Origin of the sequence: Actinoplanes sp. NPDC089786 (assembly GCF_040684855.1) — a bacterium.
GTDB lineage: Bacteria > Actinomycetota > Actinomycetes > Mycobacteriales > Micromonosporaceae > Actinoplanes.
On record NZ_JBFBGU010000003.1, the window covers coordinates 145,077 to 169,281 of the forward strand.

Annotated in this window: 25 protein-coding genes and 4 tRNA genes; 27 read left to right on the forward strand and 2 right to left on the reverse strand. The window is 68.6% G+C overall.

The window, feature by feature from the left end; translation table 11 throughout:
• The first annotated feature begins 351 nt into the window (after positions 1–351).
• The 8 genes from AB0O15_RS14590 to AB0O15_RS14625 all read left to right on the forward strand — a co-directional run bounded on the left by AB0O15_RS14590 (position 352) and on the right by AB0O15_RS14625 (position 8,149).
• A complete protein-coding gene (locus AB0O15_RS14590; protein ID WP_364318408.1) occupies positions 352–1,200 on the forward strand; it encodes a hypothetical protein in 849 nt (282 codons plus the stop codon).
• Positions 1,200–1,469 carry a hypothetical protein gene (locus tag AB0O15_RS14595; RefSeq protein ID WP_364318410.1) on the forward strand — a complete coding sequence of 90 codons (270 nt, stop codon included), beginning with the start codon at positions 1,200–1,202 and terminating at the stop codon, positions 1,467–1,469. Before AB0O15_RS14590 ends, AB0O15_RS14595 begins: the two co-directional genes overlap by 1 nt.
• Complete coding sequence (locus AB0O15_RS14600) at positions 1,466–3,307, forward strand: DNA polymerase (RefSeq protein ID WP_364318412.1); 1,842 nt, start codon at positions 1,466–1,468, stop codon at positions 3,305–3,307. Before AB0O15_RS14595 ends, AB0O15_RS14600 begins: the two co-directional genes overlap by 4 nt.
• A gap of 72 nt (positions 3,308–3,379) precedes the next feature.
• On the forward strand, positions 3,380–3,931 hold the full coding sequence (locus AB0O15_RS14605; RefSeq protein WP_364318413.1) for a hypothetical protein: 552 nt from the start codon (positions 3,380–3,382) through the stop codon (positions 3,929–3,931).
• Positions 3,932–4,056: 125 nt separating this feature from the next.
• Positions 4,057–4,941: a bifunctional DNA primase/polymerase gene (locus tag AB0O15_RS14610; RefSeq protein ID WP_364318415.1), complete on the forward strand. Its 885-nt coding sequence runs from the start codon at positions 4,057–4,059 to the stop codon at positions 4,939–4,941.
• Positions 4,938–6,152, forward strand: coding sequence for a DUF3631 domain-containing protein (locus AB0O15_RS14615; protein WP_364318417.1), 1,215 nt, complete (start codon positions 4,938–4,940; stop codon positions 6,150–6,152). The genes AB0O15_RS14610 and AB0O15_RS14615 overlap by 4 nt, the downstream gene beginning before the upstream one ends.
• A 351-nt stretch (positions 6,153–6,503) precedes the next feature.
• Positions 6,504–6,722, forward strand: coding sequence for a helix-turn-helix domain-containing protein (locus AB0O15_RS14620; RefSeq protein ID WP_364318419.1), 219 nt, complete (start codon positions 6,504–6,506; stop codon positions 6,720–6,722).
• Positions 6,719–8,149 (forward strand): site-specific integrase, encoded by a 1,431-nt coding sequence (locus tag AB0O15_RS14625; RefSeq protein WP_364318421.1) that lies wholly within the window; start codon positions 6,719–6,721, stop codon positions 8,147–8,149. Before AB0O15_RS14620 ends, AB0O15_RS14625 begins: the two co-directional genes overlap by 4 nt.
• Before the next feature lie 130 nt (positions 8,150–8,279).
• Here AB0O15_RS14625 and AB0O15_RS14630 read toward each other — a convergent pair.
• Positions 8,280–8,363 (reverse strand) — tRNA-Tyr (locus AB0O15_RS14630).
• Positions 8,364–8,510: 147 nt separating this feature from the next.
• Between AB0O15_RS14630 and AB0O15_RS14635 the strand changes: the two genes are divergently transcribed.
• Genes AB0O15_RS14635 through AB0O15_RS14645 form a run of 3 tightly spaced genes read left to right on the forward strand, consistent with a single transcriptional unit; the run spans position 8,511 to position 10,146 of the window.
• Entirely contained in the window at positions 8,511–9,005 is a 495-nt protein-coding gene (locus AB0O15_RS14635) for a YajQ family cyclic di-GMP-binding protein (protein WP_364318423.1), read from the forward strand.
• Positions 9,006–9,034: 29 nt separating this feature from the next.
• Entirely contained in the window at positions 9,035–9,340 is a 306-nt protein-coding gene (locus tag AB0O15_RS14640; protein WP_364318425.1) for a hypothetical protein, read from the forward strand.
• On the forward strand, positions 9,337–10,146 hold the full coding sequence (locus tag AB0O15_RS14645) for a sulfurtransferase (RefSeq protein ID WP_364318427.1): 810 nt from the start codon (positions 9,337–9,339) through the stop codon (positions 10,144–10,146). The genes AB0O15_RS14640 and AB0O15_RS14645 overlap by 4 nt, the downstream gene beginning before the upstream one ends.
• An 8-nt stretch (positions 10,147–10,154) precedes the next feature.
• On the opposite strand, the gene AB0O15_RS14650 is transcribed toward AB0O15_RS14645, so the two are convergent.
• Positions 10,155–10,547, reverse strand: coding sequence for a hypothetical protein (locus AB0O15_RS14650; protein WP_364318429.1), 393 nt, complete (start codon positions 10,545–10,547; stop codon positions 10,155–10,157).
• 257 nt (positions 10,548–10,804) lie between these two features.
• Here AB0O15_RS14650 and AB0O15_RS14655 point away from each other — a divergent pair, with 257 nt between their 5' ends.
• The 16 genes from AB0O15_RS14655 (at position 10,805) to AB0O15_RS14730 (ending at position 24,205) form a co-directional block, all read left to right on the forward strand.
• On the forward strand, positions 10,805–10,960 hold the full coding sequence (locus AB0O15_RS14655) for a hypothetical protein (protein WP_364318431.1): 156 nt from the start codon (positions 10,805–10,807) through the stop codon (positions 10,958–10,960).
• 52 nt (positions 10,961–11,012) lie between these two features.
• A complete protein-coding gene (locus tag AB0O15_RS14660; protein ID WP_364318432.1) occupies positions 11,013–13,538 on the forward strand; it encodes a sensor domain-containing phosphodiesterase in 2,526 nt (841 codons plus the stop codon).
• A 100-nt stretch (positions 13,539–13,638) separates the two neighbouring features.
• Positions 13,639–13,714 (forward strand) — tRNA-Thr (locus AB0O15_RS14665).
• 36 nt (positions 13,715–13,750) lie between these two features.
• Positions 13,751–13,823, forward strand: a tRNA-Met gene (locus AB0O15_RS14670).
• Between the two features lie 83 nt (positions 13,824–13,906).
• Positions 13,907–14,074: a 50S ribosomal protein L33 gene (gene rpmG / locus AB0O15_RS14675; RefSeq protein ID WP_067495822.1), complete on the forward strand. Its 168-nt coding sequence runs from the start codon at positions 13,907–13,909 to the stop codon at positions 14,072–14,074.
• Positions 14,075–14,144: 70 nt separating this feature from the next.
• Positions 14,145–14,636, forward strand: a complete 492-nt coding sequence (locus AB0O15_RS14680; protein WP_364318434.1) for a MaoC family dehydratase N-terminal domain-containing protein — start codon at positions 14,145–14,147, stop codon at positions 14,634–14,636.
• On the forward strand, positions 14,633–15,028 hold the full coding sequence (locus AB0O15_RS14685) for a MaoC/PaaZ C-terminal domain-containing protein (protein WP_364318436.1): 396 nt from the start codon (positions 14,633–14,635) through the stop codon (positions 15,026–15,028). Before AB0O15_RS14680 ends, AB0O15_RS14685 begins: the two co-directional genes overlap by 4 nt.
• Before the next feature lie 110 nt (positions 15,029–15,138).
• Positions 15,139–15,211 (forward strand) — tRNA-Trp (locus AB0O15_RS14690).
• Between the two features lie 81 nt (positions 15,212–15,292).
• Entirely contained in the window at positions 15,293–15,682 is a 390-nt protein-coding gene (gene secE, locus AB0O15_RS14695; protein ID WP_364318438.1) for a preprotein translocase subunit SecE, read from the forward strand.
• A gap of 22 nt (positions 15,683–15,704) precedes the next feature.
• Positions 15,705–16,535 carry a transcription termination/antitermination protein NusG gene (nusG, locus tag AB0O15_RS14700; RefSeq protein WP_364318440.1) on the forward strand — a complete coding sequence of 277 codons (831 nt, stop codon included), beginning with the start codon at positions 15,705–15,707 and terminating at the stop codon, positions 16,533–16,535.
• Positions 16,536–16,596: 61 nt separating this feature from the next.
• On the forward strand, positions 16,597–17,310 hold the full coding sequence (gene rplA / locus AB0O15_RS14705; protein ID WP_364318441.1) for a 50S ribosomal protein L1: 714 nt from the start codon (positions 16,597–16,599) through the stop codon (positions 17,308–17,310).
• A gap of 65 nt (positions 17,311–17,375) precedes the next feature.
• Positions 17,376–18,110 (forward strand): ATP-binding cassette domain-containing protein, encoded by a 735-nt coding sequence (locus AB0O15_RS14710; protein ID WP_364318442.1) that lies wholly within the window; start codon positions 17,376–17,378, stop codon positions 18,108–18,110.
• Positions 18,107–18,784: a hypothetical protein gene (locus AB0O15_RS14715; RefSeq protein WP_364318444.1), complete on the forward strand. Its 678-nt coding sequence runs from the start codon at positions 18,107–18,109 to the stop codon at positions 18,782–18,784. Before AB0O15_RS14710 ends, AB0O15_RS14715 begins: the two co-directional genes overlap by 4 nt.
• 450 nt (positions 18,785–19,234) lie before the next feature.
• Complete coding sequence (gene rplJ / locus AB0O15_RS14720; protein WP_364318446.1) at positions 19,235–19,780, forward strand: 50S ribosomal protein L10; 546 nt, start codon at positions 19,235–19,237, stop codon at positions 19,778–19,780.
• Between the two features lie 54 nt (positions 19,781–19,834).
• Positions 19,835–20,218: a 50S ribosomal protein L7/L12 gene (rplL, locus tag AB0O15_RS14725; RefSeq protein WP_364318448.1), complete on the forward strand. Its 384-nt coding sequence runs from the start codon at positions 19,835–19,837 to the stop codon at positions 20,216–20,218.
• 546 nt (positions 20,219–20,764) lie between these two features.
• Positions 20,765–24,205, forward strand: coding sequence for a DNA-directed RNA polymerase subunit beta (locus AB0O15_RS14730; protein WP_364318450.1), 3,441 nt, complete (start codon positions 20,765–20,767; stop codon positions 24,203–24,205).

Consider the following 24,205-nt stretch of genomic DNA (forward strand, 5'->3'; position numbering starts at 1 on the left):
CAAGCTGCCCGAGCCCGAGCCGCCACGGCCAGCCGAGGACGCGGTGGTCGCCGTCTTGCGCGAACCGGGGCGGGTCAACGACGCGGTAGCCGGCGCGATGGGTTGGCTGCGAGCCGAAGCTGGCCCAGATGGCGCCGTACCGACCCCGGGACGCCGGCTCATCCCGAACAGCGCGATGGCCTCAAAGAGCGAGACACGAGCGGCTTCGCCGCCCTCACTTCTCAGGGGCGCTACGCGCCCGGAACCCACCCCCTGAGCCTCGTACGACCCGTCGGCTTCGCCGGCCGGCACGACACCTCTGAACTGCCCCCTTTCCGGAGACACCTCGCGTTGATCGGAGTTTCGATTCTCATGGCGGCACTACACACCCGCACCGTGATGTCCCTGATCAGCAGCATGAACGCCGACCCCGACCTGATCGGCACAGCCCTGGCCCGGCAGGAGGTCATCCACGCCCTGGCAAAAGTGGTCGGCGCGATCGCCGTCGCCACCGCCGAACTCCAGGACAAGGTGTACCCGCTGTCGACGCGCCGGGCGGCGGGCAGAGATCGGCGGTGGCGCACCGCGGCGGCCCACCTCGACCACGCCGTTGACGGCGCCCAGCACGCCCAGTACCTGCTCGCCAAGGCGGCCGGGCAGTGCCACCGGCTGATCCGCGACGGCGAGATCATCGAGTACCACGGCAGCCTCACCCCGCAGCACGGCCGTTACGGCGTCGACGGTCCTTGTATCTGCGAAGACTGCGACAACCGCGGCCTGGCCCTGCAACTGAACCCCGTCCGCGGCGGGCATCTGCTCGGCTGCGTCAACCTGCACAGCGTCAGCCCCATCCCGGCCGCCGACACACGAGCCCTGCACAACGCCCGCCAGGCCGAACGGCTGCTGACAGCAGCCCTCGGTACGGTGCCCGCCCTGATCGACGCCGGTCACGCCGTCTACCTCGCCCGGAGCCTGGCCGTGGTGACCGGCCGGACGCGCACCGTGCTGGCCGGCTGGCGGGACATGTTCGGCCGCATGTTCGGCGCCTACTGGTGGTCGTTCGACACCGAGGGCGGCTCCCCGCGGCGCTTGGAGCGGTCCATCCTCACCGATCTCGACCAGGCCGGTAACACCCTGCCCGGGGTGGCGGCGGACTTGCGCCGGGCTGTCACCGCGCTCGCGGCCATCGAGGCCGAGCCCGCCGGACCGCGGGCGGCGTGATGCCACCGGTCAAGGTAGAGGCGCTGGCGCTGTTCGAGCTGCCCGAGCCCGAGCCGCCGCGGCCACCCGAGGATGCCGTGGTCGCCGTGCTCCGCGATCCCGGCCCGGTCAGCGACGCGGTGGCCGGTCGGATGGGCTGGCTGACTGGTCTGCTCAACCCGGCAGCGCCGCCGTCGTGTGTGCGGTGCGGCACCGTGCACGTCTACCGGGCGCCGGCCGGGTTCGTCCTGGCCTGCCCGACCTGCTTCCCCGGCGAGGTGGCAGCGTGAGCACCGTCTACACCCGACAGGTGTGCGGGCGGCCGGTACAGGTCGTAGCCGACCCTGGGCCGGAGGAGTTCGCCCGGTTCGCCCGATCGGAGACGCTGTTCGGGCTGGACGTGGAAACCACGCCGATCGACGACGCCGGGCCGCGGTTCTTCGGCCCCGGCTTCGGGGTCCGGCTCGTCCAGATCGCCGCCGCCGATCAAGCGATGGTGCTGCGGGCCACCGACCCGCAACAGCGGCAGATGATCGAACTGCTGCTCGGCGACCCGGAATGCCGGTTCGTCACGCACACCAACTTCGACGTCATCGCCGTATGGGCCGCGTTCGGCATCGCGCTCGGCCTGCGGGCCATCGACACCCACGTGCTGGCCTGCCTGCTCGAACCGGGCGTCACCGCCGACCACGGCCTCAAGTCACTGTCCGAGCGGCACCTCGACGACGGCCTCCGCCGGGCCGAGGACGACCTATACGCCCTGTTCCGGGCACTCGCCCCGGCCGGGCAACGCGCCGGCGGACGGCCCGCGGTCCACGGCTGGTCACATGTGCCCATCGGCGCCGAACCGTACGTCGTCTACGCCGGCCTCGACGCCATCTACGTGCGGCGGCTGCTCGATGTGCTGCTCGGCGAGCTGGCTGACCTCGGCTACCTGCCCGCGGCCGAGCTGTGGCTGGCTGCGCAGACCACCGCGTTGCAGATCCGCGGCATCCTGCTCGACCTCGACCACACCAACACCCTCCGGGCCGAGTTCGAGCAGGCCAACCACACCGCGCGCGCCGACCTGGAAGCCCTAATGGGGTGCAAGGCCACGAGCCCGAAACGCCTCGACTGGCTCGCCGAGCGGGGTGTCGAGTTCCGGCACTTCACCGACGCCGACCGGCCGTCGCTGTCCGGCAAGGACGCCCTGCCCGATCTGCTCGCCCGCTACCCGGGCGGCGAGGTTGGCCGGATGCTCGAGCTGACGACCCGGATGGCCGAGACGGGGAACTTCGCCACCAACCTGGCCCGGTTCCCCGACTTCGCCGACGCCAACGGCCGGGTGCACCCGGACTACCGCACCCTCGCCGCGCACACCGGCCGCATGAGCGTGAAGTGGCCGGCCATGCAAACGTTCAAGAAGGACGACCCGCGGCTACGCGGCTGTTTCGTCGCCGAACCGGGCCACGTGCTGGTGGGCTGCGACTTCAAGGCCGTCGAGGTACGCGTCGCCGCCGCCCTCGCCAACGAACCCCGGCTGATCGAGGTCATCCGGGCCGGGACCGACATTCACGACAACACCGCCCGGCTGATGTTCGGCCCCGGCTGGACGAAAGCCCAGCGCACCCTGGGCAAGCGGGCCACGTTCGGCACCATCTACGGCGGCGGCGCCCCCGGTCTCGCCAAGCAGACCGGGGTGTCGGTCGAGGTCGCCCGGGACGTCGTGCAGCGGTTCAAGCGGGCCTACCCGCGGATCACCGCGTTCGGGAAGGCGATGGCCGAACGTGACCCGGTACGTAACGCTGCCCGCCGGCGCATCCCGGCCGACCCGGCGCGCACGTACGCGAACAGCAACTACGCCATCCAGTCCACGGCCCGGGACCTGCTCGTCGAGTCCCTCTACCGGCTGTGCGCGCTGGACGGCTGGCACCCGTTCCTGTGGGCGATCATCCACGACGAGATCGTCTTGCAAGTCCCGGCCGGTGACGCTGAGGACGCGAAACGGGCGCTCGAACAGGCGATGACGACCTCGTTCCGCGGCGTCCCTATCGAGGCCGACGCCGAGATCATCGGGTCGCGCTGGGGCGGCCACGACGCCGACGTCATCCCCTTCCCGGCGAGTACGCCGCTCGCGGCTGCCGCCTGATCAACCCCCTCATCGATCTAGGAAGGTTCCCAGTTCATGAGTCACGCGAACAGCGAAAAGACCCTCGCGCAGATGACCATCGAGATTCGTGAGATCAACATCGAGAAGGGCTGGCGCACCGCCGGCGGCGGCCTCGGCAACAACACCTTCGGCGACTACCTCGCGCTGCTGCACAGCGAGCTGTCCGAGGCGCTGGAGGCGTACCGCGATCACCGGCTCGCCGACGCCACCGACTACGACAACGGCGACCCTTGCGCCGACCCGGTGGGGCACAAGCACAAGCCTGAGGGAGTGGGTAGCGAGTTCGCCGACGTCCTGATTCGGGTGCTCGACACCTGCGACGTGTGCGGTGTCCAACCGTTCGAGAACGATCTGGCCCTGGCCGACGTTTCCCCGATCGATGGCCGCTACCTGCAATCGTTTGGCGACTGGATCGCCTGGCTACACCTGTTGACCGCCCAACTCGGGTCAAACAAGCTCGCCGACGACGCCGCGTATCTGCTGCGTGCCCTGGTCGCGACCTGCGAGCAGTTCGGTATCGACCTGACCGCCGAGTACGAGCGCAAGATCACCTACAACCGCACCCGGACCTACCAGCACGGTGGCCGCACTCTCGTCGCCTGACCACAGCACCCCCGGTGGCGTCGCATCGAGCTGCACGCGACGCCACCGGAATGTGCCCTCAAGTGCGAGAAGGACGGCGTTCCGCCGCCTGAAAACCCTTTCTGAAAACCGAGAGGACCCGTGCCGTGACCGACGCCGGCCCGCTGCTGTTCGCCGCGCTTGCCCTCGCCGACGAGGGCCTGCCCGTCTTCCTGCTCGGCCGCACCAAACGGCCCGTGGCGAACTGCCCGGCCTGTCCCGCTGACGACGGCGGTCACGACCGGGCCGGGTGCGGGCACCTGACCTGCCACGGCTTCTACGCCGCCACCACCGACCCGGACCGCGTCCGCGCCATGCACGCCGCGGTACCGGGCGGGCTGCTCGCCATCCGCACCGGCGCCATCTCCGACATGGCCGTCATCGACATCGACCCCCGCAACGGCGGGCGGCTGCTGCCCGAGCTGATGCCGCCAACCCGCTGCGTGAGCACAGGTTCCGAGGGTTGGCACCTGTACTACCGGCACCCCGGCGGCCCGCTCGCCAAAGACCTCAAGCACCGCGGCTACCCAGGGATCGATGTCAAGGCCGACGGTGGCTACGTGGTCGCTCCGCCCTCGATCCACCCGGGCACCCGACGCCCGTACCGGCAGGTGGGAGACCGGCCGGTGATTGAGATGAGCCCGCCGCTGATCGCTGCCTGCCGGCCGGCCGAACCGCCGCCGGCCGCGACCCGCCCCACGGCCCTGACCCCGACGACAACAGGCGGGCTCATCTCAAACCCCGCCGCCCTGCTCACCGCGCACCTCCGCGCGGTAGACCGCGCCCCGACCGGCCGGCGCCGGGTAACCCTCTACGGCGCCGCCCGCGGCGTGGCCCGCATGGTCGCCGCCGGAGCCATCACCGCGCATGACGCTTACACCGCGCTCTACGACGCCGGCGTCCGGGCCGAGCAGTCCCACTACAACATCACGACCGCCATCACCGGCGGATTCCGCGCGGAATCCGTTGCTACCGAAGGGATTGCCGCATGACCCATCCCGAACCGCCCGACGGCGCGGCTGTCCTCGACCGCCTGCACGCCGTCCTGATCAAGTACGTGATCCTGCCCAGCGCCGAAGCGATCGACGCCGCCGTGCTGTGGATCGCTTCCACCCACGCCCAAGACGCGTGGACCCACGCGCCCCGCCTGGTGATCAAGGCACCGGAGAAGCGGTGCGGCAAATCCCGGCTGCTCGACGTCGTGGACGGCACCTGCTACCGGCCGTTCATGACCGTCAACTCCTCCACCGCGGCGATTTGCCGCTCGATCACCGACGCCGACCCGCCCACGATCCTGCTCGACGAAGCCGACACCGTCTTCGGCGGCAAAGCGGCCGAGTCCAACGAGGAACTCCGCGGGCTACTCAACGCCGGCCACCAGCGCGGCCGGCCGATGACCCGCTGGGACCACCAGAAGAAGGAACTCGAACGGATCCCGACCTTCGCCATGGCAGCGCTGGCCGGTATCGGCTCGATGCCCGACACGATCGAGGACCGGGCCGTGGTGGTCAAGATGCGCCGCCGCACCGCTTCCGAGAAGGTTGCCCCGTTCCGGTCCCGCCGCGACGGGCCGGCCCTGCGGCAACTCGCCGCCGACCTAACCGCCTGGCTGCGGCCGAACCTGACCGAGCTGGAGAATGCCGAACCGGCCATGCCGCTGGAAGACCGGGCCGCCGACACCTGGGAACCCCTGATCGCGGTCGCCGACCTCGCCGGAGGCAACTGGCCCGGGCGCGCCCGCCGAGCGGCACAGACGATGAACGCGGCGCGTGAGGGCGACACCGAGTTCTCCGACCGGCTCCGGGTGCTCATTGACTGCCGCACCGTGTTCGCCAACTTCGATGCCTTGCCCTCGACCGTGCTGCTCGACGGGCTCAAGGCCCTGCCCGAATCACCGTGGGCGGAGTACAACGGCGGGACCGGGCTGACCTCGATGAAGCTCAGCGGACTGCTCCGCGAGTACGAGATCACCTCACAGAACATCCGGTTCCCGCCGCCGACCGGACAGGTGAAGGGCTTCCACCGGGAAGGGTTCACCGATGCGTGGGCGCGCTACTGCCCGCCCGCCGACCCAGGCGAGTCCGTCGAGCCGTCCCAGCCGTACCAGCCGTCCCAAGACGGCGTTTCCGCAGCCCACACCCCGGTACGGCTTTTGCGGCCGGTACGACCTGAGTCGTCCCGCGACCAGACCGGGACGGCTTAACCCGTCCCACCCCTGAAAAGCCGTCCCAGGCCTGACCAGCAAAAACACGCCGTTGGGACGACTGGGACGGCTGGGACGGCTTACCCCGACAGAAACCCTTGATCCACACGCCGTGTCGCACACGATCAACGGCCCGGTACCGAAATCGGTACCGCTGAGAGCCGCGCAGAGACATCGGCGCATCTTGTCATATCGACCCTGCCCCGATCTTGGCTCCACGGCGCTCTCAGCGGCCCCGCCCTGGGACGTTCTGCCGATCTGGGACCTCCGAGGTCCCTCCAGCACCCCTCGCGTGCAGAACGGGCGTACAGGGCCGTTCTGCACGGCCCGTCGCTCAATCAGGAGGTAGGCGTGGCTACCCGCCGTGCGCACCTGACCAATGCCGAACGCAAGCCGTCATCGCTCACGATTCCCGAAGTGATTGCAGAGCTACAGGTTTCCCGCTCGACCTTCTACTACTGGCGTCAGACCGGAAAGGCGCCGAGGTGTATCAAGCTGCCCAACAACGAGATTCGGGTCCGCCGCAGTGACTTTGACCATTGGCTAGAAGGTCTTGAGGAGGCTGCGTGACCAATCGCGACGAAGACGCCGAGGAACTTCGCTTTTCCCACAGCATTCGGATTTGGGACATCCGAACGAATGCTGGAAAGCGGCGCACTACCTACTCGGTGCGGTGGATCGTGGGTGGGGAGGAGCAACACCGGACGTTTGCGAGCCGGGCGCTCGCGGACGCATTTCGCGCGAAGTTGCTTACCCACGTTCAGCGCGGTTCGGCGTTCGAGAAGGCGTCGGGTCTGCCAGCTCCGATGCTGCGGGAAGCGCAACGCCGGTCATGGTTCGAGCACGCAAGCCAGTACACCGACATGAAGTGGCCGGCAGCAGCGCCGAAGTCCCGTACCGGTATTGCCGAATCTCTGGCCACGGTTACACCTGCCCTACTCAGTTCGGATCGGGGCCGACCGAATGACGCCCTGATCCGCCGAGCATTGTTCGAATGGGTGTTCGTTCCGCCCCGTCGAAAGGGAGGCGATCCGCCCGCCGACCTTCGCACCGTCGTGCGGTGGCTGGAGCGCAACACGATCACACTCGGCGACCTTGAGGACCGCACGAAAGGGCCGGAGTTGACCCGCCGCGCCCTCGACCGGATCGCGTTGCTGATCGACGGTAGTCAGGCCGCAGCCAAGACGATTGCCCGAAAGCGAGCAATATTTTACAACGCCTTGGGCTATGCGGTCGAGCTGGGACTTATCACCGACAATCCGCTAGATCGGATCACCTGGAAGGCACCTATGACAACCGAGTCGATTGATCGAAGAGTGGTAGTCGACCGAGAGCGTGCGCGCACCTTGCTGACGGCCGTCGCCGTTCAGCCGGGTGTGGCGCCGCGCCTTGTAGCGCTGTTCGCGCTGATGTACTACGCGGCACTTCGCCCGAGTGAGGCCCTCGACTTTCGGGTAGAGAACATCGCCGCATTGCCGAAGTCGGGTTGGGGTGAGCTACTGCTGGGCAACTCCGCGCCGCGTACGGGCCGCGCGTGGACCGACAGCGGCAAGTCTCGGGAGCGGCGCGGGTTGAAGCACCGAGCTACCGACGACACTCGGCCTGTACCCGCTCATCCCGAACTGGTGGAGATCCTGACCGAACATCTTGGCTACTTCGGAAACGCGCCCGACGGCCGGCTGTTCATCGGGCCGCGGGGCGGGACCATTGGTGACTCGACCTATCTCGGCGTCTGGCACAAGGCCAGAGCGCTCGCCCTCACCCCTGCGGAGGCCCGGTCGCCGCTCGCCAAGAAGCCGTACGACCTGCGGCACGCGGCCGTGTCGACCTGGCTCAATGCGGGGGTACCCGCCACTCAGGTAGCGGAGTGGGCAGGGCACAGCGTTGCCGTACTTCTCCGGGTCTACGCCAAGTGCATCGTGGGGCAGGAAGACGCTGCTCGGCGACGCATCGAACGAGCGATGGCGGAGCAGGAGGAAGGGTCCCTGGCCGGCTGACCGTGCCGCGGAAATCTCCGCGTATTCTCCGTGGCTACCCGTGAACGGCTGTACATGGCCGGACATGGCTGGACTCATGAGTAAGGCCCCTCCCTGCCGTTTTGGCTGGTGAGGGGCCTTGTCCTGCCGGTGGTGGCGGGTAGAGGATTCGAACCTCTGAAGCTTTCGCGACGGATTTACAGTCCGCTCCCATTGGCCGCTCGGGCAACCCGCCTTGCTGTTGACGCACTCAGCGGCAGCAGCGGAGAACAGGATAGCCAACCTCGAAGGGCGGTCCACAACCGGGTACGGTCGGCATGTCGGACAGCCGCAACCGACGCGCCGACCGCGCCCGCGAGACAAGACCCCACGGAGTTTGATCATGGCAGCCAGCCCGTCGTTCGACATCGTCAGCAAGGTCGACCGGCAGGAGGTCGACAACGCGTTCCATCAGGCCGAGAAGGAGCTGAGCACCCGCTTCGACTTCCGGGGGACCGGCACCGAGGTCGCCCAGACGGGTGATAACGGCGTGACGATCACCTCCGAGACCGAGGAGCGGGCCAATGCCGCCCTGGACGTCTTCAAGGAGAAGCTGGTCAAGCGGAACATCTCGCTGAAGTCGCTGGAGGCCGGCGAGCCGCGGCAGTCGGGGAAGACCTACAAGATCGACTGCAAGGTGATCGAGGGCATCGAGTCGGACAAGGCCAAGCTGATCAGCAAGAAGATCCGCGACGAGGGGCCGAAGGGTGTCCAGGCGCAGATCCAGGGTGATCAGCTCCGGGTGACCGGCAAGAAGCGTGACGATCTGCAGGCGGTCATCGCCCTGCTCAAGCAGGAAGACTTCGGCGTCGCGCTCCAGTTCACCAACTACCGGTAAATCGGTGCCGGGGGCCGCAAAATCGGACCATGGACACGAGTACGTGGACGCTCGTCATCGGTGGCGCGATCGGTCTGGCCCTGGCCGTCTTCGGGGTGAAGGTGCTGGTCACCGGGCGCGCTCCGGCCAGCACCTCGCGCGCCTTCCGCAACGTCCGTGAGGCGGGGCTCTACCACCTGCTCTTCGGGGTGGCGCTGATCCTGCTCGTGGCGGGCACCAGGTTGCCGGGGGAGCGGACCGGCATCGTCACCGCGGTTCTCGCGGTGGTCCTCGCGATGTGGGCGATCCTGAAGTACCGCCCCAAGAAGCGGAAAGAGGTCGACGAGCCCCGATGATCCCTCCCGTGCTCGATCTCGCGGCGGCCCAGCAAGAAGGCCAGCGGGTGGTGTTCGCCGACGTCCGCTACTACCTGGACGGCCGCCGGGGCCGGGACGCCTACGACCGGGGTCATCTGCCGGGCGCGATCTTCGTGGACGTGGACGACGACCTGGCCGCGCACGGGGCGCCGCCGACCGAGGGCCGCCATCCGCTGCCCGATCCGGAGGTGTTCGCCGCGCGGATGTCCGCCCTCGGGGTCGGCGATCAAGATCTGGTTGTCGCGTACGACGACAGCGGCGGCGTGATGGCCGCCCGACTGGTCTGGATGCTCCGGGCCACCGGCCACGAGGCCGCGCTGCTCGACGGCGGGCTGGCGGCGTACCAGGGGAGTCTGGAGACCGAACCGTCTGGCCGGGCCCCGGCGGTCTTCGCTCCGCGGCCCTGGCCGGCCGATCGCCTGGCGACGATCGACGAGGCCGCCGACACCGGCAACGTGGTGGTCGACGCGCGTGCGCCCGAGCGGTTCCGGGGCGAGAGCGAGCCGATCGACCCCCGCGCCGGCCACATCCCGGGCGCCCGGAATGTCCCGTGCCGTGACCATGTCGGCGCGGACGGCCGGTTCCGGAGCGCGGACGAGATCCGTGGCAATTTCGCCGCGGCCGGGATCGAGGCCGGCGCCGCTGTCATCTCCTACTGCGGTTCCGGCGTGACGGCCTGCCACAACCTGATCGCGATGGAGCACGCCGGCCTGGGCGTCGGCCGGCTCTACCCGGGTTCGTGGAGCGCCTACAGCAACACCGGGCGCCCGGCCGCGACCGTGTAGGACCTGCCCTAGTCGGGTTCGCCGGCCAGGCCGCGGGCCGTCTGGGCCTCGCCCGGGTCGAACCCTTCGTACCCGGAGAGCTCGTGCTGGCGGGTCTGCTCCTCGATCCAGCGGTTGTGCGCCTCCCACGCCGCCTGTTTGCTGCTGCCGAGCGCGGCGCCGATCTGCGTCCAGGTGGCGCCGGCCGCGCGGGCACTGCGCACCATGGCCTGCCGCCCGTACCCGGCCTTGCGAATGACGACCTCGCTGAGCGCGAGCAGCTCCAGTGACTCGTCCTTGGACAGTGGCGACTCGCCGTCGTTGTCCATTGCGGCGAGCGCTTCCCGCATCCTCAGCTCGTCGTAACGCGTTGTGGCGGTGGAGAGCGTGTGACCGCGTTCGAGTTCGTCGGGAGTACTCATGGGACCACTCAAGCGTCAAGGCGTCCTGACGTCAAGAAGACCTGACGCAGGCGTGTGAATTGGCCTCACGTATCCCGTTAAATCGGACTCAAAGCTCTCAATACTGCGGGCGTGAGTTTCGTAAGTAACTCAGCCGTTCAGCCAGGATTTCGGTATGTGCGGTCCTGACCCACCGAAGGACGATGTTCGACGCACATCGTGTGTGGCACCATCATCACACCCCCCAACGGAACCAACTCTTCGCCCGGGAGTCCTAGATGTCCGCAAGGAAGCTGAGCCGCCTCGCCGGCTTCGCGTTCGTGCTCGCCGCCGTGTTCGGGGGCATCGGCGCGGCAAGCGCGTCGGCCGCCAGCGCGGCCCCCGAACCGACAGTCACGGTTCTCTCCACCCAGGGCGAGGTCATCTGGACCTGAGGTCCCAGCCTCACCTGTGGACCTCAGCGGTGGAACAGATTGAGGGGGTGAGATGGCCGGTCGACCCGCGCCGCGGCGATCGCCGCAATACGCGTGGCTGATAACCAATCCTCTCGCCTTCTTCGCCTTGCTGGTTGTCGTCGCCTACTGGGTGAAAGAGCCAGGCTGGTTCCATTCCTGGTTGGGCGGGCTGATCGCGTTCGTCTTCCTGACGATCGCCAACTTCAGCGTCTTCACGGTGGTCGTCCACCGGCAGGGCGTCACGGTCGTGGTCACCGAGATCCCCTTGGTGCTCTCGCTGTTCTTCCTGCCGCCGGTGATGGTGATCCTGGTCAGCGCGCTGGCCACCATGGCCGTGCTGCTCTACCAGCGACTCGACCCGATCAAGCTGTGTTTCAACGTGGCCAAGGCCGCCGCCGCCACGTCGGCGGCGGTGCTGGTCATCGAGGTGCTGCCGCCGATCACCGACGCGGGCCCGGGCACCTGGGGCACGCTGTTCGCGGCCGTGCTGGCCAGCGCCGTCCTCAGCCTGCTCGCCCTCGGCGGGGTGATCTCCATCCTGCAGGGCCGGCGGTCGGCGCAAGAGACGCTGAGCACCGGCACCGCCATGCTGATCACCACCGCGGCCAACACCGTGGTCGGCCTGATCTTCCTGATCGTGCTGAACGCCTCGCCGTGGGCGGCCGTCCTGCTGGCGGCGCTGATCGCGGCGCTGTTCGTGGTGCTGCGCTCGTTCGCCGAGTTCTTCCGGCAGCACCGCACGCTCGCCGACGTCTACGAGCTGACCCTGGCCGTCCGCGAGCGCGGCGCCGGCGACGGCCTGGAAGACGTGCTGCTCGACCGGGTGCGCGGGCTCATGCGATCGGAGTACGCGACCCTCTGGCTGCCCGCCCAGGGCCGGCACCCCGAGGTGCTGCTCACCGCCCGGGTGGACGACGCCGGTCTGCTGGACATCTCACCGACCCCGGCCGAGGTGCGCGACCGGGCGATCGCCACGCAACACGCGGTGGGGGTCGGCGACCGGTTCGGCGAGTCCGAGGACCTTCGCCTGCTGGCCCGCGAGGCCGGGCTGAAAGACCTGCTGATCGTGCCGCTGCGTTCCGGCCAGGTGACGATCGGCACGCTCGAGGTGGTCAACCGGCTGGGCAGCCAGCTCACCTACCGCGCCGCCGACGTCCGGGTGATGGAGACGGTGGCCGCGCATGTCGCGGTGGCGGTCGAGAACAGCCGCCTGGTCGACCGGCTGCGCTACGACGCCTACCACGACCGGCTGACCTCGCTGCCCAACCGCCGCCGGCTGACCGACGCGCTGGCCGAGTCGGTCAAGGTGCGGGCGCCCGGCGAGGTGGTCGCGGTCCTCGCGTTCGACGTGGACGGTCTGCGTGACGTCAACGAGTCGATGGGCCACGCCGCCGGCGACAAGCTGCTGACCGAGGTGGCCAAGCGGCTGCTCGCCATCGCCGGGCCGGGCTCGCTGGTCGGCCGGATCGGCGGCGACGAGTTCGTGGTGACGATGCGCTCGGAGAGCACCGAGGCGACCGTCCAGCTGGCCACCCAGATGCGTGAGCAGCTGCGCGGCCCGATGGTCGTGGGCACGCTCACGCTCGACGTGGACACCGCGGTCGGGGTCGCGGTGCAGCCCGACCACGGCGACGACCCCGAGGCCCTGCTGCGCCGGGCCGAGCTGGCGGCCAACGCGGCCAAGCTGGTTCCGTACGGCGTCCAGCTGTTCCACCCGGCCCTGGAGTCGCGGGCGGTCCGCCGCCTCGGCCTGGCCGGCGAGCTGCGCAAGGCGCTGGAGGACGGCGAGCTCGAGGTCTACTTCCAGCCCAAGGTCACGATCGGCGACCGCCATCTGGTCGGTGTGGAGTGTCTGGCCCGCTGGAACCATCCGGCCCACGGCGAGGTGGCGCCGGAAGACTTCATCGCGGTGGCCGAACACACCGGACAGCTGTCCCGGCTCACTGAGGTGGTGCTCACCGAGGGCCTGCGGCGCTGCCGGCAGTGGCAGGACGCCGATCGGCCGCTGGCCATCGCGGTCAACCTCTCGGCCCGTACCCTGCTCGACCCGCGCTTCCCCAACTCCGTCCACGAGCTGCTCAAGCACCATCACGTGGCGGCCGAGCAGGTCACCTTCGAGATCTCCGAGCCGGGCATGCTGGGCGACATCGAGCGCACCCTGCCGGTCCTCTATCAACTGCGAGATCTGGGGGTACGCCTCTCCGTCGACGATTTCGGCACCGGCGCGTCCTCGCTGTCCTATCTCCGCCAGCTGCCCGTGCACGAGGTGAAGATCGACGACTCCTTCGTGCAGGGAATGGCGACCGACAGCGGCGATCTGGCCATCGTGCGGGCCGTGATCAGCCTCGCTCGTGAGTTCCGCCTCACCGTGGTCGCCGAGGGCGTGGAGAGCGAGCTGACCCTCGATCTGCTGGAAGAGATGGGGTGCGAGATCGGCCAGGGTTACCTCTTCAGCCGGCCGCTGCCGTACGAGCGTCTCGAGGCCTGGTTCAGCGCCCAGACCGAGCCCGAGTCCACGCCGACCGGTGAGGTTCGTCGCCTCCGGGCAGTCATCTGACGAGGCCCTGACCTGGGCGGATGCTCGATCGGGTATCCGGTTTCACCGAGGCCTGGCGGCCGTGTAAGCTACTCCCTGCGCAACAAGAGAGTTCGTGCGCGCCCCCTTAGCTCAGTCGGCAGAGCGTCTCCATGGTAAGGAGAAGGTCTACGGTTCGATTCCGTAAGGGGGCTCCAACCGGGCCCAGCTCTCACGGGCTATGAGCCTGGCTCGGCGGTGTAGCTCAGATGGCAGAGCAAGCGGCTCATAATCGCTGTGTCGCCGGTTCAAGTCCGGCCACCGCTACTGCACGGTTTTGCATGTTGGCGACCCCAGCCGTTACGCTGGAGCGTCGTTAAATTCAGCTTTTAGCAGGAAGGCACCCCGCCGTGGCCAAGGCGACCGACGTCCGTCCGAAGATCACTTTGGCGTGTACGGAGTGCAAGGAGCGGAACTACATCACCCGTAAGAACCGCCGCAACGACCCGGACCGCATCGAGCTGAAGAAGTTCTGCCCCCGGGACGGTAAGCACACCCTGCACCGCGAAACCCGCTGACCTTCAGCATCCAGCTTCAACGCCCTGCGGCGGTCCGGTTCAGCGGGCCGCCGCAGAGTAGTTTCTAGGCATGCCCTTGGATCAACCATCCGCAGCCCCACCACCACCCAACAAACGAATAAATACTTCCTTTATCGGCCGCTCGTGGCCGCCCACCGATGTCTACCTCGTCGGCCGCGAGAAGATCCGCGAGTTCGCCACGGCGATCGGCGCGACCGACGCGTTGCACCATGATCCCGAGGCTGCGCGCACGGCCGGCTACGCCGACGTGGTCGCCCCGCCGACCTTCCCGACCGTGGTGACGATGAAGGCCAGCCGCCAGATCATCGACGACCCCGACCTCGGGCTCGACTACTCCCGTGTGGTGCACGGCGACCAGCGCTTCACGTTCGCCCGCCCGATCGTGGCCGGCGACACCCTGGTCTGCGTCAACACGGTCGAAGAGATCCTCGAGCGCGGCGGCCACCACTTCATCACCACCCGCACCGACGTCACCACCGAGGCCGGCGAGCCCGTCGTCACCGGCTGGTCCAAGCTGGTGCAGCGAGGGGCCGAGCAGTGAGCGACCAGTTCCCGCCCCAGACGTTCCGGATCACCCGGGCCGACCTGGTCCGCTACTGCGGCGCCTCGGGCGACTTCAACGTGATCCACTGGAGTGACCGGCTGGCCCGCCACGTGGGTCTGCCCGGGGTGATCGCCCACGGGATGTTCACGATGGCCCTGGCCGGCCGGGCGGTGACCGCCTGGGCGGGCGCGGCCGACGCGGTCGAGGACTTCAGCGTCCGGTTCAGCCGCCCGGTCCCGGTGCCCGATGACGACGAGGGCGCCGAGGTGGTGTTCACCGGCCGGGTCAAGAGCACCGACGACGAGGGCCGCACCACGATCGCCGTCACTGCCACCTGCAACGGCGAGACGGTGCTCAAACTGGCGCAGGCCACGATCCGTAAGAAGTAGGGGCGGGTTGGGCAACCAGGCGGGGTACCCGTACACTGGTGCGCCGTGGGGTAAGTGACCCCTGCTTCTCTCGTGCGCCTGTCCGGCGGGCGGGTTTGCAGGACCCGCACAGGGGTGTAGCTCAATTGGCAGAGCAGCGGTCTCCAAAACCGCAGGCTGCAGGTTCAAGTCCTGTCACCCCTGCGACAACCCGAGCGACGCGCCGACCGTCGGCACCGGTGGTCAGCGCGTAGCCCACCCCACCAACCGACGGAAGAGGGCGAAGTGGCCGAGAGGAAGCGACCCGGCGACGATCCGGCCGACGACCGCCCCGAGGACGAACTCCGGGACGAGATCGTCGACGATGACGTCGAGGACGATGAGATCGATGACGAGCCGGTCTCCCGTGGCGGCACCGCCGTCAAGGAGCGCAAGGCCAACTCGGACAGCCCGACCTCGAAGAAGAAGGATGTCCGCCGCGGCGGCTTCTTCGGCCGCATCGGTGGTTTCTTCCGCGAGGTCGTCAGCGAGCTGCGTAAGGTCATCTGGCCGACGCGCAAGGAGCTGCTGACCTATACGGGCGTCGTGATCGCTTTCGTCGTCGTGATGACCGCGATCGTCGCCGGACTGGACTTTCTGTTCGCCAAGGGCATCCTCTTCGCCTTCGGCAACTAGCACTTAGTGGAAGTGAGCGAGCGTGCCTGAGTACGACGACGAGACCGCCGAGACCACGGGCAAGCAGTCCGCGGTGGCAACGGCGGCGAGCGACGAGTCGGTCGAGGCCGCCAGCGCCGCCCCTGCCGCCACGGCGGACGAAGATGCCTCGACGGGCGATGACGCTCCGACGGGCGACGACGCCTCGACGGGCGATGACGTCCCGGCGGACGCCGAAGCCTCGACGGGCGACGACCCCGCCCCGACGGAAGACGACGAAGACTTCGACCCGGTCGCGGAACTGCGGCAGAAGCTGCGGTACGCGCCCGGCGACTGGTATGTGGTGCACTCGTACGCCGGTTACGAGAACAAGGTCAAGACCAACCTCGAGACCCGCATCACCAGCCTCGACATGGAGGATTTCATCTTCCAGGTCGAGGTGCCGACCCGCGAAGAGGTCGAGGTCAAGAACGGCAAGCGCCTCCAGGTGCAGAACAAGGTGTTCCCCGGCTACATCCTGGTCCGCATGGACCTGACGCCGGAGTCCTACTCCTGCGTGCGCAACACCCCCGGGGTCACCGGCTTCGTGGGCGCCACCGACCGGGTCGACCGGCCGGCGCCGCTCTCGCTCGACGAGGTGCTCAAGTGGCTCGCACCGGCCGTCGAGCAGGAGGAGAAGAAGGCGAAGCCCGAGATCAAGGTGCTCGACTTCGAGGTGGGCGACTCGGTCACGGTGACCGACGGCGCGTTCGCCTCCCTGCCGGCCTCGATCAGCGAGATCAACGCCGACCAGCAGAAGCTCAAGGTGCTGGTCTCCATCTTCGGCCGGGAGACGCCGGTCGAGCTGAACTTCAACCAGGTCGCCAAGATCTGAGTTCGCGTGGGAGGGGCGGCGAACGGCGCCGCCCCGCCAACTACCACAGGAGTTAACGGAAATGCAGCGCAGCAAGGGCTACCGCAAGGCGGCCGAGAAGATCGACCTCTCCAAGCTCTACGAGCCCGCCGAGGCCATCGCCCTGGCCAAGGAGGGCACGTCCACCAAGTTCGACGCCACCGTCGAGGTCGCCATGCGCCTCGGTGTCGACCCGCGTAAGGCCGACCAGATGGTCCGCGGCGTCGTCAACCTGCCGCACGGCACCGGCAAGACCGCCCGGGTGATCGTCTTCGCCCAGGGCGCCAAGGCCGAGGAGGCCGTCGCGGCCGGCGCCGACGAGGTCGGCACCGACGAACTCGTCGCCCGGATCCAGGGTGGCTGGCTCGACTTCGACGCCGCGATCGCGACGCCGGACCAGATGGCCAAGATCGGCCGTATCGCCCGCATCCTCGGCCCGCGTGGCCTGATGCCGAACCCGAAGACCGGCACCGTCACCATGGACGTGACCAAGGCCGTCTCCGATATCAAGGGCGGCAAGATCACCTTCCGGGTCGACAAGCACTCGAACCTGCACCTGATCATCGGCAAGGCGTCGTTCAGCGCCGAGCAGCTGGTCGAGAACTACGGTGCGGTGCTCGAGGAGGTCCTGCGGGCCAAGCCGTCCGCGGCCAAGGGCACCTACCTCCGGAAGGTCACCGTCGCCACCACCATGGGCCCGGGCGTCCCGGTCGACCCGAAGGTGGTCAAGGGCCTCCGCGAGAACGCGGCCGCCTGACGATCGTCTGAGAAAAGACCCCCGGGGATTCCCGGGGGTCTTTCTGTTGTGGCAGGCTTCCGGCCGTGCGTTTCGACGGGGTGTGGTTCCGGTACGGCCGGCGGGCCGAGTGGACGCTGGCCGAGGTCGACGCGGTGATCAATCCCGGTGAGACGGTCGTCGTCCTGGGCCGCAACGGCGCCGGCAAGTCCACGTTGCTCCAGCTCGCGGCCGGTGTGCTGAGCCCGGTCCAGGGCCGGGTGACCGACCGTCCCGCCGTGGTCGGCTGGGTGCCCGAGCGGTTCCCCGCCGACCAGCCGTTCACCGCCGAGCAGTACCTGCGCCGGATGGCCGAGATCCGCGGCGGCTCCGGCGTCGACGAGTGGTTCGAGCGCCTGAGGTTCGCCGAGCACCGGCACACCCGGCTCGCCGACCTCTCCAAGGGCACCGCGCAGAAGGTCGGCGTCGTCCAGGCGCTGCTGCTGCGTCCCGGTCTGCTCGTTCTGGACGAGCCGTGGGAGGGCCTCGACGCGGTGGCCCGCGAGCTGATCCCCGAGATCGTCGCCGAGGTGACCGCGGCCGGGGGAGCGGTGCTGGTCAGCGACCACCGCGGTGAGATCGCCCGGCTGCCCGACGCGATCCGCTGGACGGTCGCCGAGGGCCGGGTGCGGCCCGGCGAGCCCGACCCCGAGCCGGACGACGACGATGACGAGGTGGTCATCGAGGTCGTCGCCCGCCGCGCGCACGCCGACCAGACCATGGCTGAGCTGCGCGATTCCGGTCACCGTGTGCTGGGGGTACGCGCGGAGGGAAAGCGATGACCGCACTGGTACGCATGCGCGTGACCGCCTTCCTCGGCAGCGGCCGCATCGCGGCGCCGGCGATCCTCGCCCTGGCCGTCCTCGGCGTGCTCTACGGCGGCGGCGCGTCCGAGGCCGCCCCCGCCTACGGCTACTCCGCCACGGTCTTCTTCCCGGTGCTGGCGTGGATGGTCAAGCTGGTCCTGGACACCGAGCCCGACGTGCAGCGCCGCCTGGCCCGCATCGTCGTCGGCGCCCGCCGTGAGGCCCTGGCCGGCCTGCTCGCCGCCGCCCTGTGCGGCCTCGTCCTCTGCCTCTTCGCGATGGCCGCTCCGCTGCTGGTCGGCGCCATCCAGGGCCCGGACCTGCTGGGCGGCATCCTGCTCGGCGTCGTAGCGCATCTGCTCGCCCTGGCCGCCGCCCTGGCCCTCGGCGCCCTGTCCAGCCGAGTGGTGGCCGGCAGCCTGGCCAAGGGCCTGCTGATCCTGGTCGGCGGGGCCATCCTGACGATCATCTTCGGTCTGTCCCACTCGATCGCGCCCTGGCTGGTCCCGCCGGTCATGGCCGTGGCCCGCGCTCTCAACGCCGACACCCTCCCCGGCGCCGGCCGCTACGCCTTCCTCGCGGCCTGGTCCCTGACCTGGTGCCTGGTCGTCCTCGCCGGCTATTCGCGCCTGAGATCCCGCCGCGCCTGATTCCCCCCGGTTATCCACAGTCCCGCTCCCTGTGGACAGCCCGCCAAGATCACCGCCTCGACCCGCTACCGTCCGACCCACCCAGTGCCGGGGTGGGGGAGGCGGCAACACGTCGGCGCGCGCAACCCACCCACCACCGAGGTGGGCGCGGCACCCGGCCGGCACCGTGACGTAGGTCGCGGGCCGGGCGGGAGGTCGCGATTTGGACGTGACGGGCGGGACGCGTACTGTTGCCTGCGAAGTTCCACCCAAAGACCGCTGGTCGCCGCAGTGCCCGTTTGACGACGGACGCCGCGGTCGAAAGTCCCGCACATGCGGGCGGCCCGCGCAGGGAGCGAACGGATGCGCCCGGCCGCCTTGAAAAGCGCCCGATACCGCCCCGTGGCCCTGCGCCCGGGGCGTTTCTCATGTTCGGAACCGATCAGCGTTTCGAGCATTGAGAGGAGGGACATGGCGGACAAGCCGGTCCGGGCCGACAAGGCCACCGCTGTCGCTGAGCTCACGGAGCAGTTCCGGAGCTCGTCGGCGACGCTGCTGACCGAGTACCGCGGCCTCACCGTCGCGGAGCTGACGGAGCTGCGGCGCTCGCTCGGCACGCAGACCAAGTACTCCGTGTCGAAGAACACGCTCGCGAAGCGTGCCGCTTCAGACGCGGGCATCGAGGGCCTTGACGCGCTGTTCACCGGTCCTACCGCGCTCGCCTTCGTGGAGGGTGACCCGGTCGAGGCGGCCAAGGGCCTCCGGGCTTTCGCCAAGACCCACCCCGCCATGGTGATCAAGGGCGGCGTCTTCGAGGGCAAGGCCATCTCGGCCGACGAGGTCAGCAAGATCGCCGACCTCGAGTCCCGTGAGGTGCTGCTGGCCAAGCTGGCCGGCGCCATGTTGGGCAACCTGACCAAGGCGGCGGGCCTGTTCCAGGCGCCGTTGTCGCAGGTCGCGCGGCTTGCCGCGGCCCTGCAGGAGAAGCGCGAGAAGGACGGTTCCGCCGAGGGCTAGGCCCGTCGCGCGGACAGACCACCACAGACCAGAAACAACGAAAGGTTGCCAGACATGGCGAAGCTCAGCACCGACGAGCTGCTCGACGCGTTCAAGGAGATGACGCTGATCGAGCTGTCCGAGTTCGTCAAGCAGTTCGAGACGACCTTCGAGGTCACCGCCGCGGCGCCGGTTGCCATCGCGGCGGCCGGCCCGGCCGGTGCGGCCCCCGAGGCCGAGGCCGAGAAGGACTCCTTCGACGTCGTCCTCGAGGCCGACGGCGGCAAGAAGATCCAGGTCATCAAGGTCGTGCGCGAGCTGACCGGCCTGGGCCTCAAGGAGGCCAAGGACACCGTCGAGGCCGCCCCCAAGGCGATCCTCGAGGGCGTCAACAAGGAGAAGGCCGAGGAGGCCAAGGCCAAGCTCGAGGGCGAGGGCGCCAAGGTCACCCTCAAGTGATCTGAGCCCCAGGCTCGCGGTGGCGGGGACCCTCAGGGGTCTCCGCCACCGTCTTTTCCCAGGTGAAAGCCCTGGCCGACAGGGCTGTGGCAAACCACCGCAAGATCCACCAATCGTGCGCTATGGTCGCTATGCCGCGTCCGATGGACGACGGCACGCGGCGCAACCCTTGACTGAGTGTCCGACGACGGGCACGCTGACTATCAGCAAGTTCCGCGCTTGCGACCGCCCACCGATGGGTAACTCGGAGACAACGGGTTCCATCCGGGCACCGAGGGACAAACGCTCGCGTTCCGAGCGGCCCCTGGAGTGGCACCGACCAAAGAACCGCAGGTCGGAGGCCCCGGGAGGCACGCTCCGCAGCGTCCTGAGGTTGGGGCTGGACAGCGGTTGGCCGAGCGGCTACACTGCTAGTTTGCGCTGCCTTCTGCCTGGATCCCTGCCGGCATATCCATCTGGATAGTTGCCGGGGGGTCCATTGGAGTGCACGCAGACACCCGCAGCTCAAAGCCGCATCAGCAGCACCGGTCCTCGGAAGGACGCATCTTGGCAGCTTCCCGCCCTGCGAAGACCAGCCGTACGTCGAGCGCCTACGCTCCCCGCCGTATCTCTTTCGGCAGGATCACCGAGCAACTTGAGGTTCCCAACCTCCTGGCCATCCAGACCGAGTCATTCGACTGGCTGGTGGGCAACGAGGCCTGGCAGGCCCGATCGACGGACGACCCGCACGCCCACTCGGGCCTCGCAGAGATCCTTGAAGAGATCAGTCCCATTGAGGACTTCTCCGGCACCATGTCGCTGTCCTTCTCGGCGCCCCGCTTCGACGAGGTCAAGGCCTCTATCGAGGAGTGCAAGGAGAAGGACCTGACCTACTGCGCGCCACTGTTCGTGACCGCGGAGTTCACCAACAACACCACTGGCGAGATCAAGAGCCAGACGGTGTTCATGGGTGACTTCCCGATGATGACCCCCAAGGGGACGTTCGTCATCAACGGCACCGAGCGCGTCGTGGTGAGTCAGCTCGTCCGTTCTCCCGGTGTCTACTTCACCAAGGAGCCGGACAAGACCTCCGACCGCGACCTGTCGAGCGTGAAGGTCATCCCGAGCCGGGGTGCCTGGCTCGAGTTCGACATCGACAAGCGCGACACGGTCGGCGTCCGGATCGACCGCAAGCGCCGGCAGGCCGTCACCGTCCTGCTCAAGGCGATCGGTTGGTCCGCGGAGCAGATCCGCGAGCGGTTCGGCTGGTCCGAGCTGCTCATGACGACGCTGGAGAAGGACCACATCGCCGGGCAGGACGAGGCTCTGCTCGACATCTACCGCAAGCTCCGCCCTGGCGAGCCCCCGACCAGGGAGAACGCGCAGACCCTGCTCGACAACCTCTTCTTCAACCCGAAGAGGTACGACGTCGCCAAGGTCGGCCGTTACAAGTTCAACAAGAAGCTCGAGATCGACGTCCCGATCGTCCGGGGCACGCTGTCCGAGGAAGACATCGTCAAGACCGTGGACTACCTCTGCCGGCTGCACGCCGGTGAGGAGGGCTACGAGGCCGACGACATCGACCACTTCGGCAACCGTCGCCTGCGCACCGTCGGCGAGCTCATCCAGAACCAGGTCCGCGTGGGCCTGTCCCGGATGGAGCGCGTCGTCCGTGAGCGGATGACCACCCAGGACGTCGAGGCGATCACGCCGCAGACCCTGATCAACATCCGCCCGGTCGTGGCGGCGATCAAGGAGTTCTTCGGCACGTCGCAGCTCTCGCAGTTCATGGACCAGACCAACCCGCTGGCGGGCCTGACCCACCGGCGCCGGCTGAGCGCGCTCGGCCCGGGCGGTCTGTCCCGTGAGCGGGCGGGCTTCGAGGTCCGTGACGTCCACCCGTCCCACTATGGCCGGATGTGCCCGATCGAGACCCCGGAAGGCCCGAACATCGGCCTGATCGGTGCGCTCTCGACGTTCGCGCGGGTGAACCCGTTCGGATTCATCGAGACCCCGTACCGGCGGGTGGACGGCGGAACGGTCACCGACCACGTCGACTACCTCACCGCCGACGAGGAAGACCGGTTCATCAAGGCGCAGGCGAACGCCACGCTGAAGAGCGACGGCACCTTCGCCGACGACCGCGTCCTGGTCCGCCGGAAGGGCGGTGAGGTCGACTACGTGCCGGGCACGGAGGTCGACTACATGGACGTGTCGCCGCGGCAGATGACCTCGGTCGCCACCGCGATGATCCCGTTCCTCGAGCACGACGACGCCAACCGCGCCCTGATGGGTGCGAACATGCAGCGTCAGGCGGTCCCGCTGGTCAAGGCGGAGTCGCCGCTGGTGGGTACGGGCATGGAGTACCGCGCGGCGGTCGACGCCGGTGACGTGGTCGTCGCCGAGGTCGGCGGCGTGGTGGAAGACCTGTGCGCCGACTACGTGACGGTGCACCAGGACGACGGCCACCGCCGCACCTACCTGCTGCACAAGTTCCGCCGCAGCAACGCCGGCTCCTGCGTCAACCAGAAGCCGGTCGTGTTCGAGGGTGACCGGGTCGAGGCCGGCCAGGTCGTCGCCGACGGACCGTGCACCGACGAGGGGGAGATGGCCCTCGGCCGCAACCTGCTCGTCGCGTTCATGTGCTGGGAGGGCCACAACTACGAGGACGCGATCATCCTGTCGCAGCGCCTCGTGCAGCAGGACGTGCTCACCTCGATCCACATCGAGGAGCACGAGGTCGACGCCCGCGACACCAAGCTGGGTCCGGAGGAGATCACCCGCGACATCCCCAACGTCAGCGAGGAGATGCTCGCCGACCTGGACGAGCGCGGCATCATCCGGATCGGCGCCGAGGTCGTGCCCGGCGACATCCTGGTCGGCAAGGTCACGCCCAAGGGCGAGACCGAGCTGACCCCGGAGGAGCGGCTGCTGCGCGCCATCTTCGGTGAGAAGGCCCGGGAGGTCCGGGACACCTCGCTGAAGGTTCCGCACGGCGAGACCGGCACGGTGATCGGCGTCCGCACGTTCTCCCGCGAGGACGGCGACGAGCTGCCCCCGGGCGTGAACGAGCTGGTCCGCGTCTACGTGGCCCAGAAGCGCAAGATCCAGGACGGCGACAAGCTCGCCGGCCGCCACGGCAACAAGGGCGTCATCTCGAAGATCCTGCCGGTCGAGGACATGCCGTTCCTCGAGGACGGCACCCCGGTCGACATCGTGCTCAACCCGCTCGGCGTGCCGAGCCGGATGAACATCGGCCAGGTCCTGGAGACCCACCTCGGGTGGATCGCCAAGACCGGCTGGTCGGTCGAGGGCGAGGACGAGGAGTGGAAGCGGCAGCTCCGGGCCATCGAGGCCCACGAGTCGCCGAAGGACAGCAATGTCGCCACCCCGGTCTTCGACGGCGCCCAGGAGGAGGAGATCAAGGGTCTCCTCGAGTCGACCCTGGTCAACCGCGACGGTAAGCGGCTGGTCAACGGCGACGGCAAGGCGCAGCTGTTCGACGGTCGTTCCGGCGAGCCGCTGCCCGACCCGATCGCGGTCGGCTACGTGTACATCCTGAAGCTGAACCACCTGGTCGACGACAAGATCCACGCTCGCTCGACCGGCCCGTACTCGATGATCACGCAGCAGCCGCTGGGTGGTAAGGCGCAGTTCGGTGGACAGCGGTTCGGCGAGATGGAGTGCTGGGCGATGCAGGCCTACGGCGCGGCGTACGCGCTTCAGGAACTGCTCACCATCAAGTCCGATGACGTGCTCGGCCGCGTGAAGGTCTACGAGGCCATCGTCAAGGGCGAGAACATCCCGGAGCCGGGAATCCCGGAGTCGTTCAAGGTGCTGCTCAAGGAGCTGCAGTCGCTGTGCCTCAACGTCGAGGTGCTGTCCAGCGACGGTGTTGCCCTGGAGATGCGCGAGACCGACGACGAGGTCTTCCGGGCCGCGGAGGAACTCGGCATCGACCTGTCCCGCCGCCCGAACGAGGGCGTCAGCAGCGTCGAAGAGATCTGA

What these genes read in the sequence shown, in the direction of transcription:
- AB0O15_RS14590 (WP_364318408.1), top strand. Translation starts at nt 352, where the DNA reads ATGGCGGCACTACACACCCGCACCGTGATGTCCCTGATCAGCAGCATG.
- AB0O15_RS14595 (WP_364318410.1), top strand. Translation starts at nt 1,200, where the DNA reads ATGCCACCGGTCAAGGTAGAGGCGCTGGCGCTGTTCGAGCTGCCCGAG.
- AB0O15_RS14605 (WP_364318413.1), top strand. Translation starts at nt 3,380, where the DNA reads ATGACCATCGAGATTCGTGAGATCAACATCGAGAAGGGCTGGCGCACC.
- AB0O15_RS14615 (WP_364318417.1), top strand. Translation starts at nt 4,938, where the DNA reads ATGACCCATCCCGAACCGCCCGACGGCGCGGCTGTCCTCGACCGCCTG.
- AB0O15_RS14635 (WP_364318423.1), top strand. Translation starts at nt 8,511, where the DNA reads ATGGCAGCCAGCCCGTCGTTCGACATCGTCAGCAAGGTCGACCGGCAG.
- AB0O15_RS14640 (WP_364318425.1), top strand. Translation starts at nt 9,035, where the DNA reads ATGGACACGAGTACGTGGACGCTCGTCATCGGTGGCGCGATCGGTCTG.
- AB0O15_RS14645 (WP_364318427.1), top strand. Translation starts at nt 9,337, where the DNA reads ATGATCCCTCCCGTGCTCGATCTCGCGGCGGCCCAGCAAGAAGGCCAG.
- AB0O15_RS14650 (WP_364318429.1), bottom strand. Translation starts at nt 10,547, where the DNA reads ATGAGTACTCCCGACGAACTCGAACGCGGTCACACGCTCTCCACCGCC.
- AB0O15_RS14655 (WP_364318431.1), top strand. Translation starts at nt 10,805, where the DNA reads ATGTCCGCAAGGAAGCTGAGCCGCCTCGCCGGCTTCGCGTTCGTGCTC.
- AB0O15_RS14660 (WP_364318432.1), top strand. Translation starts at nt 11,013, where the DNA reads ATGGCCGGTCGACCCGCGCCGCGGCGATCGCCGCAATACGCGTGGCTG.
- AB0O15_RS14680 (WP_364318434.1), top strand. Translation starts at nt 14,145, where the DNA reads ATGCCCTTGGATCAACCATCCGCAGCCCCACCACCACCCAACAAACGA.
- rplA (WP_364318441.1), top strand. Translation starts at nt 16,597, where the DNA reads ATGCAGCGCAGCAAGGGCTACCGCAAGGCGGCCGAGAAGATCGACCTC.
- AB0O15_RS14715 (WP_364318444.1), top strand. Translation starts at nt 18,107, where the DNA reads ATGACCGCACTGGTACGCATGCGCGTGACCGCCTTCCTCGGCAGCGGC.
- rplJ (WP_364318446.1), top strand. Translation starts at nt 19,235, where the DNA reads ATGGCGGACAAGCCGGTCCGGGCCGACAAGGCCACCGCTGTCGCTGAG.
- rplL (WP_364318448.1), top strand. Translation starts at nt 19,835, where the DNA reads ATGGCGAAGCTCAGCACCGACGAGCTGCTCGACGCGTTCAAGGAGATG.